The 12283-nt window shown below is 61.5% G+C and carries 13 protein-coding genes; 4 read left to right on the top strand and 9 right to left on the bottom strand.

What is annotated here, in order from left to right; translation table 11 throughout:
- The first annotated feature begins 35 nt into the window (after positions 1–35).
- Positions 36–371 (top strand): YegP family protein, encoded by a 336-nt coding sequence (locus tag F550_RS0107740; protein ID WP_018147966.1) that lies wholly within the window; start codon positions 36–38, stop codon positions 369–371.
- A 42-nt stretch (positions 372–413) separates the two neighbouring features.
- Here the strand turns inward: F550_RS0107740 and F550_RS0107735 are convergent, their stop codons facing one another.
- Both F550_RS0107735 and F550_RS0107730 read right to left on the bottom strand, forming a co-directional pair.
- The gene (locus F550_RS0107735; RefSeq protein ID WP_018147965.1) at positions 414–1004 is read right to left on the bottom strand and encodes an NUDIX domain-containing protein; all 591 of its coding nucleotides are present in this window, start codon (positions 1002–1004) and stop codon (positions 414–416) included.
- A complete protein-coding gene (locus tag F550_RS0107730) occupies positions 1001–1843 on the bottom strand; it encodes a hypothetical protein (RefSeq protein ID WP_018147964.1) in 843 nt (280 codons plus the stop codon). Before F550_RS0107730 ends, F550_RS0107735 begins: the two co-directional genes overlap by 4 nt.
- Positions 1844–2088: 245 nt before the next feature.
- Here F550_RS0107730 and F550_RS0107725 point away from each other — a divergent pair, with 245 nt between their 5' ends.
- Complete coding sequence (locus F550_RS0107725) at positions 2089–2631, top strand: cupin domain-containing protein (RefSeq protein WP_018147963.1); 543 nt, start codon at positions 2089–2091, stop codon at positions 2629–2631.
- Between the two features lie 12 nt (positions 2632–2643).
- Here the strand turns inward: F550_RS0107725 and F550_RS0107720 are convergent, their stop codons facing one another.
- The 6 genes from F550_RS0107720 to F550_RS0107695 are packed head-to-tail and all read right to left on the bottom strand — an operon-like array spanning position 2644 to position 8113.
- On the bottom strand, positions 2644–4056 hold the full coding sequence (locus tag F550_RS0107720) for an FAD-binding oxidoreductase (protein ID WP_018147962.1): 1413 nt from the start codon (positions 4054–4056) through the stop codon (positions 2644–2646).
- Positions 4053–4655: an FMN-binding negative transcriptional regulator gene (locus F550_RS0107715; protein WP_018147961.1), complete on the bottom strand. Its 603-nt coding sequence runs from the start codon at positions 4653–4655 to the stop codon at positions 4053–4055. The genes F550_RS0107720 and F550_RS0107715 overlap by 4 nt, the downstream gene beginning before the upstream one ends.
- Before the next feature lie 9 nt (positions 4656–4664).
- Positions 4665–5600 carry an L-threonylcarbamoyladenylate synthase gene (locus F550_RS0107710; RefSeq protein ID WP_018147960.1) on the bottom strand — a complete coding sequence of 312 codons (936 nt, stop codon included), beginning with the start codon at positions 5598–5600 and terminating at the stop codon, positions 4665–4667.
- 21 nt (positions 5601–5621) lie between these two features.
- Positions 5622–6818, bottom strand: a complete 1197-nt coding sequence (locus F550_RS0107705) for a cytochrome b/b6 domain-containing protein (RefSeq protein ID WP_018147959.1) — start codon at positions 6816–6818, stop codon at positions 5622–5624.
- A 5-nt stretch (positions 6819–6823) separates the two neighbouring features.
- Positions 6824–7573: a YceI family protein gene (locus F550_RS0107700; protein WP_026180641.1), complete on the bottom strand. Its 750-nt coding sequence runs from the start codon at positions 7571–7573 to the stop codon at positions 6824–6826.
- Positions 7574–7603: 30 nt separating this feature from the next.
- Positions 7604–8113 (bottom strand): YceI family protein, encoded by a 510-nt coding sequence (locus tag F550_RS0107695; protein WP_018147957.1) that lies wholly within the window; start codon positions 8111–8113, stop codon positions 7604–7606.
- A 121-nt stretch (positions 8114–8234) separates the two neighbouring features.
- On the opposite strand from F550_RS0107695, the gene F550_RS0107690 reads away from it, so the two are divergent.
- Together F550_RS0107690 and F550_RS0107685 are read left to right on the top strand one after the other, a co-directional pair.
- The gene (locus F550_RS0107690) at positions 8235–10001 is read left to right on the top strand and encodes an acyl-CoA dehydrogenase (protein WP_018147956.1); all 1767 of its coding nucleotides are present in this window, start codon (positions 8235–8237) and stop codon (positions 9999–10001) included.
- A gap of 72 nt (positions 10002–10073) precedes the next feature.
- Positions 10074–11594, top strand: coding sequence for a class I adenylate-forming enzyme family protein (locus F550_RS0107685; protein ID WP_018147955.1), 1521 nt, complete (start codon positions 10074–10076; stop codon positions 11592–11594).
- Positions 11595–11618: 24 nt separating this feature from the next.
- Here the strand turns inward: F550_RS0107685 and F550_RS0107680 are convergent, their stop codons facing one another.
- The gene (locus F550_RS0107680) at positions 11619–12248 is read right to left on the bottom strand and encodes a nitroreductase family protein (protein ID WP_018147954.1); all 630 of its coding nucleotides are present in this window, start codon (positions 12246–12248) and stop codon (positions 11619–11621) included.
- Positions 12249–12283 lie beyond the last annotated feature (35 nt).

Raw genomic sequence — 12283 nt, 5'->3', positions numbered from 1 at the left:
CCATCAACTGATCGATTCGTTGGAAAGGATCCGCCATGGCTGGCAAGTTCGAACTCTACACAGACAAGGCAGGCGAATTCCGCTTCCGTCTGAAAGCGGGAAATGGCGAGATCATCCTGGCAAGCGAAGGCTACAAGCAGCGCGCCAGTGCCGAGAACGGCATTGAATCGGTGAAGAAGAATGCGCCTGACGATGCCCGCTTCGAGCGCAAGGAAACCGATGCCGGTAACTACCGCTTCAATCTGAAATCCACCAATGGCCAGGTTATTGGCACGTCAGAGAGCTACAAGAGCGCGTCTGGTCGGGACAATGGCATCGAGTCGGTCAAGAAGAATGCGCCTGATGCGCGCGTGGAAGACATGACGGCCTGATCGGCTGAGACTGAAAAAGCTGGCGGGCGTTCGAGCGTCAGCTCACGCCCGCAGCCCAAGCTTCAGATGCTGGAGCAGAAGGATCGTCTTGGCGTCCACGATCTCACCCGTCGCGATGCGGCCATAGGCGTCTTCGAAATCAAGCTCGACAACTTCAATGTCCTCGCCTTCATCCTCGGCGCCGCCGCCGTTTGAGACCTTGTCGGACGGGGCGTAGGCGGCGGTGTAGCACCAGACACGCTCGCCCAAGCTTGCCGGGCTTGCGTACATGGCGGTCACGAGGTGCAGATTGTGGACCTTGTAGCCCATCTCCTCGATCGCTTCGCGCTCGATGGCCGCCTCTGCATCCTCATCGTCAATGATGCCGGCGCAGGCTTCCCACATCGGTTGTTGATGGCCTTTCAGGAAAGGCGGCAGGCGAAGCTGGCGAATGAGGAGCACGGTGCTCCGCTCCCTGTCATAGGGCAGGACCGCGGCTGCGTCGGGACGGTTATAGACCTCGCGCGTCAGGCGTTCCTTACGCCCGTCGCGGCGCTCATAATCGAGCGTGTGCTTGGTCAGCGAGACCCAGTCGTCAGCAAGAACCTCACTGGAGACCAGCGTGACGCGGTCCTTCAGCGGTTTTGCACTCATGCGAAACGCGGAGCGATCTTCAGTTCTTTGACCCAGCCGAGCTTTTCGTAAAGCAGCAGCATGGTGCCGTTATAGTCGACGATCCGGTTCCAGACGCCCTTGCGGGGGCGGTGGAGCGCGGAGACCGGCTCATCATGATGGTGATCATGAAAGGCCTCGCCGCCGGTCAACAGCGCCATGGCATGGTCTGCCCAGGCGGGGGTCTTCAAGTGGCCGAGGACGTTGATGCCATAGGTCGTCGCGTGAAACTGGACCGCGCGGCCGATGATGACGCTGGCATGGATAATGCCGGTCAGGACAAGCGAGCCGCCGGTCGCCCAGACGATGAGATAGATCGCCGCCGGGATAAGCAGGTGGATCACGAGTGAGATCGAATTGTAGAAGCCGTCCATCCAGACAATGACCGGGTGGTTCTTCAGCCAGATTGGCATCGGGCGCATGGTGTCTTTCGGGTCGCGGAACAAGATCCAGCCAACCCAGGCCCAGCGCTTGCTCTCGAACGGATTGTGCGGGTCGCCAGGGCCATCGGCAAAGCGGTGATGCTGGGAGTGATAGTTCACCCAGTCCTTCACATTGCCCTGCATTGCAATCATCAGATTGACCATGGTCAGGACCTGTGCCGGCCAGGCCAGTTCGCCGGCCCGGTGCTGCATGATGCGGTGAAGGGGGCCAATGCCGGCATTGCAGATGAAGATCGTAAACGCGATGACGCCCAGTGACAGAGGCAGATACCAGAGCTTCAGCTCAATCTGTGTCAGGGCAACGCCGAGCACCACCATGGTAGTGAGCAGCCCGATGCCGAGCGCTGGATAGATGAAGGCCGAGAAAAGACTGGGCATATCTATCGTTTTCCACGATTTTGGTATTGCGAGCGAGCGGGCGATTTTCGACATCCAATCCTCCGGACAGGTCGGTATTCATTCTACCAGCTAGGCTGATCTTCACTTCGGAAATCTTAAGAATGATTATCAGTTTGGGGAAGAGGACATATGCTCACGCTCACCGAATTTCCGAATGAAAATACCGTCACGATCGGCGGTGATAAAGATTGCGGCAGTCGCTGTGGCATCAATGGGAGGAAAACATGGAAGAAACAGGCTTCAAACTGCGCAGGATCGTGACGGGAGAAAACGCAGCCGGGCGCTCGCAGATCGTGATCGACGGGCCGCAGGCGGCTGAGTTCCGGACCGGAGAGCTTGGCGGTTTGTTCGAGATATGGACGGGCAAGGCGACCGGGCCGCTCGATGCGCGAGACGATAGCGATCATGGCGCGGGAAAACCGCAGCTCTCACCTCCGAAAGGCGGCGTGAAGATACGCTGGTTCGCGATTGAGCCAGCGCCAGATGCCGTGCCGCCGGAACAGCTGCGGGAGATTACGCGCGCGGCCTTTGTCGAAATGGGAGCTGGCGGCCATCAGCCCGACACAAGTCGCCACCCGGCCATGCACAAGACCCACACGCTGGACGCGATCATCCTTGTGAAGGGGCGCGTGCGCCTGCTGCTGGATGAGGGTGAGACGGTCATCGAGCCCGGTGATGTCGTCGTGCAGCGCGCGACCAATCACGCGTGGGTGGTGGAGGGGACTGAGCCGGCGCTTTTCGTTGCGGTGTTGATCGACCGGAGCTGAGGCCGTCAGCTTTTAGACCGAAATGACGCGGCCCGGGTTCATGATGCCTTGTGGGTCCAGCGCGAGCTTGATGGCGCGCATCGTGTCGGTGGCCGCTTTTGGACGGATGCTGGCAAGCTCATCGCGCTTGAGGCGGCCGACGCCATGCTCGGCGCTGATCGAGCCGCCGAATTTCATGGTCTGCTCATGCACGATACGGGTCACGTCGTGGGCGTGGTCGGCAAGCTGCGTGTTCGACGGGTCTTTTGGCGCGCAGGCCGAATAGTGGAGATTGCCGTCGCCGACATGACCAAAGGCGACAATCTCTGCCTCGGGCACGAGTTTATGGATCGCCGCTTCCGTGGTGGTCAGGAAGTCTGGAATGGCCGACACAGGCACCGAGACATCATGGTTGAGCGCTGTGCCATAGGCGCGCTTTGACAGCGGGATGGTTTCGCGGATATGCCAGAAGCTCGCAGCCTGCTGGCCGCTTTCGGCAATCAACACGTCGGCAACGAGTTCTTTTTCGATGCCATCGGCGAGCGCAGCCATCAGGGTTTCGCGGGCCTGATCTTCCCTGGCCATGGAGACTTCGACGAGAACCCGCCAGGGCAGGTCGGACGGGGCAGGGTCGCGGGTGTCCGGAACGTCGGTTTTGACCATCTCAATGGCATTGGCAGGAATGATCTCAAAACTGGTGACGGTATCGCCCGCATGGTCGCGAACGAGGGACAGAAGGTCGACGACGCTTGCCGCCGTTTCGCATGTCACCCAGGCGGTGGCTTTTGCGACCTTGGGGAAAAGCTTCAGCGTTGCTGCCGTGATGAGGCCGAGCGTGCCTTCTGCGCCTGCGAAAAGGTGTTTCAGGTCATAGCCCGTATTGTTCTTTCGAAGACCCGACAGTCCGTCCCAGACCTCCCCCGATGGCAGGACGACTTCGAGGCCAAGGAGAAGGTCGCGCATCATGCCATAGCGCAGAACCGCGACGCCGCCCGCATTGGTCGAGATCAGTCCGCCAATACTGGCCTGGCCTTCAGAGCCGAGCGAGAGCGGGAAAAAGCGGCCAGCCTCATCGGCGGCCTGTTGCGCACTGACGAGGGTTGCGCCAGCTTCGATGGTCATCGAGTTGTTTCGTATGTCGACGCCGCGGACTTTGCTCATGCGGCGCATCGAAACAGTGATCTCACCGTGCGGCGTGCCGCCATCGACGAGGCCTGTATTACCGCCTTGCGGCACCAGCGCGACGCGGTGCTCTGCGCAGAGTTTGATGAGCTTGGCGGCCTCTTCGGTAGAGCCCGGCATGGCAAGGAAGGGCGTCTCGCCCTTATTGGTGCCGCGCCATGGGGAGGCGGCTTCGTCCAGCTTGTCGGCGTCCTCGCTCCAGCCTGAAGACCCGAGCAGATCTTTGGCGGCGGTCAGGAAATCCGCATTCGGTCGGTTCATCATTTGCGCTCCATCATTGAGGCAATGGTTGTATCGCCTCCAGCCTCTTTCAAGGCCCGTCCGGCGCGCCGGCGGACCTCGTCTGGCTTGTGCTGGGCGATTTTCGTGATCCCTTCGAACCGGTCCGGCTGGAGGGTGAAGGTTTCGATGGCCCCGATCATGTGCGTGAGCTTCGCTCCATCCATCATGTCCACACTCCAGGCTGGTTTGGGCGCGAGGCCACGTTCGAAGCGGTCCGACAGGTCTTTCAGAAAACCTGCCGAGCCGTGCTGGTCGCAGACGGTCACCGGGCCTTCAGCTTCGACAGAGAGGTAGTTCCAGGTCGGCACCTGGTCCTCCATGCCGTACCAGTCGGGTGAAATGTAATCATGGGGTCCTGAGAAGACGATCAGCGCGCTCGCGTTTTGTCTGATGGCGTCTGCGGCTGGATTGGCGCGAGACAGGTGAAAGCGGAGCGTGCCGTCATCGCCAGCAAGGACGGGCGTGTGGGCGGCATGGGCACGGCCCTCCATCACACCGATGGCGAGCGCGAACGGCCACTGTGTGATCCGGTCGAGCAGCACGGCTCTGTCGTTTTCGAGGAAAGCGGGAGCAGGATGCATCCTGCCTCTTTAGTCCTGCCTGGCGGCGCGGGCTAGCCGATCATTTATCGCGGCGCCCAGGCCTCCGGGTGGAATGGGTGCAACGGCGATGCGGGTATGGGAGCGGTCGAGCGTCCGCATCATGGCGAATAGATTGGCGGCCGCTTCGACGAGATCGCCAGATGGCGAGAGGTTCAGCGTCGCCTCGACCGGACCAAAGCCGAGGAAAGCTTCGCCGGGCTCGGGTGCGCCTGCATCGAGGCGCAGCTTTGCTTTGGGGGCGTAGTGGCGAAGCAGCTGGCCGGGGGACGTCGGCTTGTCGCCGTCGCCGCCACTGGAGAGGCCGGGCCAGACCTTTTCTATGTCTTCGGGCAGGACACTGCCCTGCCGGAGGAGGACGGGCGAGGGGCCGCGCGCGTCTATGACGGTTGACTCGATGCCCTCTGTACACGGGCCACCATCAAGGATGAGATCTACCCTGTCGCCCATATCAGACGCGACATGTTCGGCGCGGGTCGGGCTTATGCGGCCTGACGGGTTGGCAGAGGGGGCGACAAGCGGGCCGCCGAAAGCTTCAAGCAGGGCGCGAGCCGCGGGGTGCGCAGGAACGCGGAGGGCGAGCGTGTCGAGACCGGCGCGGGCCAGCGCGCAGACTGTGGTGGCGTCCACCGCGTCGACAACGAAGGTAAGTGGGCCGGGCCAGAAAGCGGCCGCAAGCTTGCGTGCCTGATCGGAGAATTTGCCCTGCGAAAAGGCGGCGTCTGGTGACGCGCAGTGCGCAATCAATGGATTGAAGGCGGGCCTGCCCTTGGCGGCGTAGAGCCTTGCGACCGCATCTGCATTGGCGGCGTCTGCGGCGAGGCCATACACCGTCTCTGTCGGCATGGCGACGAGGCCGCCATCTTTCAGGATGGCGGCGGCCCTGGCGATGGACGCTGCATCAGGTGTGAGAACGGGCGCCTGCATGGCTGGTCGCCTAGCACCCATTCAGCCTGCAGGCGAGGCTGTCACGCGGACGTCGATGCGCACGGTTTCAGACACATAGTCTGCGCCTGCGTCCGAAGTCTGGCCGAGGTCGAGCGGCGTTCGGTCAACCGATGTGCCGCCGGTCATCACCGTGACGCCGTCTTCATCCTCAAGGGTAAAGGCAAACGGGACGGTGACGGCGCTCTCCTTGATGGAGAGCGTGGCGTCTGCGGTGTATCCGTCACCCGTTTCAGCGAAGTTGATGAGATCGACGGTCGCTTGCGGAAAGGCGGAGACGCCGAACCATTCGGCCGATTTGAGGCTGTCTGTGTAGAGCTTCTTCGGCGTTGTTGCCGAGGCTGTATTCACGGACACGCGAACGTCTGACGCATCGAGCTGGTCTTCGTCGAACGCGATATCGGCGGTCCAGTCGCTGAAAGCGCCTTCATAGGTCTGGCCTTCATGGGTGAAGGTGAAGGCGATGGAGGACTGGCCGTAATCGACGGTCCAGTCGGGCGCCACGCTGCGCTCGTTCACCTCACCTGCGGTGGCGGCAGACGGGCTGGGACTGCCCGAAAAGAGTTTTGGCGCGAAGGCGATAAGTACGAAAACGCCGATGGCCGCGCCGAAGGCGATCAGAAAACCGTGCGGGGGCGGGCTTGGCCGGTCTGTCTTGCCAAAGAGGCCGGGCAGCATGCGTTTGAGGACGCCTTCTTCGGGACCGAACTCATGCTTCAACGCCCCGCCAACATGCAGCGCCAGAAGGGCAAAGAGAACATAGGCGAGCTTGGAATGGATATTGGCGATGATGCCATGCGCGGTCTCATTGGAGAGAAAGCCGACGCCCGGAATGTCAGGCCAGCTCACCAGCCCGTATAGAACGGTCGGAATGTCGAAATCATAGGAGGTCGAGGCGGTCAGCCAGCCGGTCAGCGGCATGATGACCATGAGGGCGTAAAAGCCGAGATGGACCGCGTGGCTCGCCTTGCTTTCCCAGGGTTTCATGTCGTTTGGCAGGGGTGGCGGCGGGTTCAGCAGGCGCCAGGTGATCCGGGCCACGGTCAGGAGCAGGATCGTGATGCCGACCGATTTATGGAACTGGAACCAGGATTCCTTGCCATCCATGTTCCAGCCGAGCCAGATCATGAACAGAAGACCGAACGCGATCGCCCAGTGAAGGGCAATCGCGACGGCGGCGTAACGGGGTGAGCGTGTCATGCGTCCTATTCGGCGTCTGTTTCTGTCGTGCTTTCAGCCGCTTCAGTCTGCAGGAATTCGCCGGAAAATTCGACAACAACTTCATCAGAGATCATGCCCGGAAGCGACTCCTGGCCGAACTCTGACCGGCTGATTGTCGTGGTGGCATCGAAGCCGAGAATATCACGGGCGCCGAGCCACGGCACATTCGCGACGCCATTATAGGCGACGTCCAGCGTGACAGGGCGCGTTTCCCCGAGGAAGGTGAGGTCGCCGGTAACGGTGCCAGTCATATCGCCTGTGCGCGTGACTTCGGTCGAGGTGAATGTGATCTGCGGATAGGCGCCCGCATTCATGAAGTTCTCATCCTGCGCGAGCGCTTCGGGCCAGCTGGCGTGCGGGCTGTCAGGATGGCCTTCCTTGTAATCGCCGGGAAAGCTTACCCAGACCGAGGCCGGATCAATGGTGAAGTTGAGGCTGGAGGCGGCAGGGTCTTCTGCGTTGAAGTCCAGCGTGCCGTCGAAGCTGGTAAAACTCAGCGTGTATTCCGAGAGGCCGTTGTGCATGACGGTCGCGGTGAGGAAAGCATGCGTTGGTTCGATGGCATAGGTCGCCGTCGCAACGTCGGCAATCGCGCCTTCAGCGGTCTCTGTTTCAGCGTCTACGGTCTCAACTGCGTCCGTGTCAGAAGTGTCGGCCGGAGCGGTCTCGCCGCCCGAACAGGCCGCAAGAACCAAGAGGCTCGAAGCGGCGAGAAATGTCGTTGTGAGTTTCATCTTGTGTCAGCCCCTGGATTGTCTGGATTGCTATTCGGTCTGCGTGAATTCGCCGGAGAACTCGATCGTGACGTCATCTGAAATGATGCCCTGGAGTGCGTCCATGCCGAACTCGGACCGGTTGATTGTGGTGGTGGCGGTAAAGCCGATCAGGTCACGCTCTCCCATCCACGGCACGTTCGCCATGCCGTTATAGGTCACGTCGAGAGTGACCGGGCGGGTTTCGCCCCGGAAGCTGAGGTCGCCTGTGACCGTGCCGGTGTAGTCGCCGGGGTAGTTCGATTCCACGGCTCCAGGATTGATCGTCGCATTGATCGTGGAGGCTGCCGGATCTTCCGGGTTGAAGTCGAGCGTGGCATCAAAGTCGGTGAAGTACACGGTGTAGGTCGAGATACCATTATGTGTGACGCTGAACGTCAGGAAGGAATGGTTCGGGTCGAGCTCATAGGTTGCCGCATCGACGCCTTCGAGTGTCTGTTCGGCCAGAGCAGGGGCGGCTGACAGGGCTGCAAGTGCTGCTATTGTAACGATACCGCGCATGGACGGACCTCCTCAAAAATGGTCAAGAACGCTTCGGGATCTTAGATATACTACCCACCAGCCCTGACTAGCCCAACTTTAGACTTCGCAGAGAATAGTACTTATCCCGGAGATGCATCCCATGAGCTACCGCGCCCCCGTTGAGGACATGGCTTTTGCGCTAAGAAAGCTTGCCGGAATCGATCGCTTGGCGGGTAGTCATTTCGAAAGCTTCGATGACGATCTCATCGATCCCATCCTCGAGGAAGCCGGAAAGCTCGCTTCGGATGTCCTGGCACCGCTCAACCAGCCGGGCGATGAACAGGGCGCGCAGCTGACCGGAGACGGTGTGGTGGCCCCGCATGGGTTCGCAGAGGCCTATCGCCAGTTTGCCGAAGGCGGCTGGATGGGCCTTGCCGCGCCAGTGGAATGGGGCGGTCAGGGCCTGCCGCGCACGCTGTCGAATGCGGTGCTGGAAATGCTGCACGGGTCGAATATGAGCTTTGGCCTCTGCCCGATGCTGAGCGCAGGCGCGATCGAGGCGCTGCTGGCGCATGGCGCAGAGGCCGAGCAGAAAAAGTATTTGCCAAAACTCATCTCTGGCGAGTGGACAGGGACGATGAACCTTACTGAGCCTCAGGCAGGCTCTGATGTTGGCGCCCTGAAGACGAAAGCGGTGCCGCAGGATGACGGCGCCTACAAGATCAGCGGCCAGAAGATCTACATCACCTGGGGCGATCACGACATGACGGATAATATTATCCATCTTGTCCTCGCCCGCCTGCCGGATGCGCCGGAAGGCTCGCGCGGGATCTCGCTATTTGTCGTGCCGAAGGTGCTGGTGAATGAAGATGGGTCTCTTGGCGACCGCAATGGCGTCAAGTGTATCGGGCTTGAGAAGAAGATCGGCATTCACGCCAGCCCGACCTGCGTCATGGAATATGACGGGGCGACCGGCTGGCTTGTCGGTGAGGAGAATAGGGGCCTTGCCTGCATGTTCACGATGATGAATGCGGCGCGCCTGAATGTGGGGCTGGAAGGCGTTGGCGTGTCGGAAGCCGCCTATCAGACCGCCTATGCTTATGCTCAGGAGCGCAAGCAGGGCCGCGTCGAAGGTGTCGACGGACCCGCGCCCATTCTTCACCACGCAGATGTCCGCCGGACGCTGACGACGATGCGCGCGCACACCATGGCGGCGCGCGCGATCTGCTATGCGTGCGGGGTTGCTGCCGACCTTGCCGATGCGAGCGATGATGACGCCACACGTGAAGCGGCCCGCCTGCGCGAGGAACTGCTGACCCCGATCGCAAAAGCGTGGGCGACCGACACCGGCGTCGAGATGGCAAGCTTCGGGGTGCAGATCCATGGCGGCATGGGCTTCATGAATGAGACGCTGGCGGCCCAGCTTTACCGCGATGCGCGGATTGCGCCGATCTATGAGGGCACCAACGGCATTCAAGCCATCGATCTTGTCGGACGCAAGCTTGCCATGGCCGGTGGTCGTGCGATGACCGACATGATCGAAGAGGTCCGCGAAACGGCGCGGACGGCGCGGGAAACCAACGATCCGCAGCTTGGCCAGATCGCCGACAGGCTGGTCGCGGCGGCTGACGCCCTCGATGAGGCAACCGTCTGGATGAAGGGCGTGATGAAGGAAGAGCGTGAAAAGGGCCTGTCTGGCGCAACTGCTTATCTGGAACTCGCCGGGGATGTCATCGGCGGACATTATCTTGCCAAAGGCGCGCTATCGGCGCGCGCCGATAATTCGTCTTTGCGGGGGCGGATGACGGCGCTTGCGGGGTTCTTTGCCGAGACAGCGCTTGCCGAAGCGCCGGGCCGTGTGTCCGGGATCACCAAGGGTGGCGATAGCTTCCTGGCCGAGAGCGAGGCGCTATTCGGTCTCTCCTAACCGATAATTTGCGTGGCACGACGGCCCGCGATAGCAGGTCTGCCAATCAGAGAATCTGGCAGGAGAACACCAATGTCGCCCAATTATGTGGACCTTATCAATCGCGGCGGCCGCGGCGCGCCGGAGCGTGAAGCGATTGTGTTTCAGGACAAGTCGCTGAGCTTTGCCGAGGTGCACCGGGCGACGAACCAGCTGGCCAATACATTTGCCGCGAGGGGGCTGGCGCACGGTGACCGGCTGGGCCTGCTTGTCAATAATGGTCTCTACAGCGTGCCACTCGATTTCGCCTGCGCGAAGGCAGGCATCAACCGCGTGCCACTGAATGCGCGCCTGTCGGTACCCGAGCATGCGAGGATGCTGGAGGATACAGGTTGCACGCGGCTGGTTTACGGGCCGGATCTGGCGGGCGCGGCTGAGGCAATTGAGAAAGCGGTGCCCGGCCTCGTCTGCCTGCCCCTTGGCCATGAAGGGGAAGGACTGCTCGGCGAAGCGGCGGGCGCGAGCGATGAAGAGCCCAATGTGAAAGTGGCGGCGGATGATGTGGTCCTGACGCTTTTCACCTCTGGCACGACCGGCACGCTGAAAGCCGCCCAGCACACGCAGGCTTCCTATGCTGCGATCTGCAGGAATGTCCTTCTGAACCTCATCGACCCGGTGCCTGGCGACACGATGCTGCATGCCGCCTCGCTGATCCATGCAAGCGGGGTCTTTGTCCTGCCGTTCTGGCTGCGCGGTGCTCGCACGGTCATCATGAGCCAGTTCGAACCATCTGCTTATCTGAAGGCCATTCACGAGCATGACGTCACCGCCATCAACCTCGTCCCGACCATGCTGCAGATGCTTCTGGGGCATCCCGATTTTGGCGCGGTTGCCGGATCGCGGCTGAAGCAGGTGATATATGGGGCCTCGCCCATGCCGCGGCCTGTGATCGAGCAAGCCATGACGGCGTGGGGGCGCGAGCGTTTCTGGCAGTATTATGGACAGACCGAGTGTCCGCTGGCGGTGGCCGTCCTGCGGCCTGAGGATCATGAAGGCGAGGCGCTCGGCGCGTGCGGGCGGCCTGCGCTGGACGTCGAGATCAGGCTTGTCGATGAGGCAGGCGAAGATGTGGCACCCGGCGAACCGGGTGAGATCGCGGTGCGCGCGCCTTCCATGTTGGCGGGCTATCACAATGCGCCGGACCTCAATGCGCAGATGATGATGGGTGACGGGTGGATGCGCACCCGCGATCTTGGCCAGTTCGATGAGACTGGGTTGCTCTATCTGCGCGACCGGACCTCGGACATGATCATCACCGGGGGATACAATGTCTATCCGCGCGAGATCGAGGATATCCTGATGGCGCATCCGTCCGTGGCCGAATGTGCAGTCGTCGGCGTGCAGGATGAAAAGTGGGTAGAAGCGGTGACTGCTGTCGTCGCCCTCAAACCCGGCGAAACTGCCGATGGCGACACGCTGACGGCGTTCGTGGGCGAGCGGGTCGCCTCGTATAAGCGCCCCCGGCGCGTCGTTTTCGTCGACGCTATCCCCAAGACCGCGGTCGGCAAGTTGAACCGCAAGGCTGTGCGCGACCAGCTGAATGCGTCGGACTAGCTTTGCTGCTGGCCTTTGCCCGGCTTAACCGGTCCAGCGGGAAATAAGCGCGTTGGCATCAGGACGTGCGCGCTCCTGCGGATCGGCCGTGGCTGTCCCGAGGTAGAAATAGCCTGCGATACGCTCGCCTTTTTCGAGGCCGAGCACCCTGTTGATCCCGTCGGAGAAACTGATCCATTCGGTGAGCCAGCAGCCTGCGAACCCGGCGGCATTCGCGCTCAGCAGCAGATTGTGGCCCAGCGCACCGACGGAAAGCTCTTGCTCCCAGACGGGGGTCCGGTTGTCGTCCTTTGGGCTTGAGACAAGCACCACAACCGTAGGCGCGCGCATTGGCAGGGCCCTGGTCGCGTCGAGATCGCCGTCACTGGCAAATTCGTTTTCTTCCCTTTGTACGCGAGCGGCTTTCTCGGCGAAAGCGGTGCGGGCCTCGCCCTCCAGAACGATGAAGCGCCAAGGCGACAGCCTCCGGTGATCCGGAACGCGTGTCGCGGCCGTAAGAATATCATTCAGCGTTTGAGGATTGGGGCCCGGCTCACCGAGGAACGCCTTGTTCGCCGACCGGCGAAGGGCAAGGAAGCGGCGCGCCTCTTCGCTTTCCTGGGTGGCTTTCATGGCGGTGCCAACGGGTGGGGCGTCCGGGAAGAGTTTTGTCATGTGTTCAAGAATAGGAAGCCGGCGCTGGATTGAAA

Origin of the sequence: Henriciella marina DSM 19595 (assembly GCF_000376805.1) — a bacterium.
Lineage (GTDB): Bacteria > Pseudomonadota > Alphaproteobacteria > Caulobacterales > Hyphomonadaceae > Henriciella > Henriciella marina.
The sequence above is the reverse complement of the archived record's forward strand: the minus strand, read 5'-3'. Positions and strand labels throughout refer to the sequence as shown.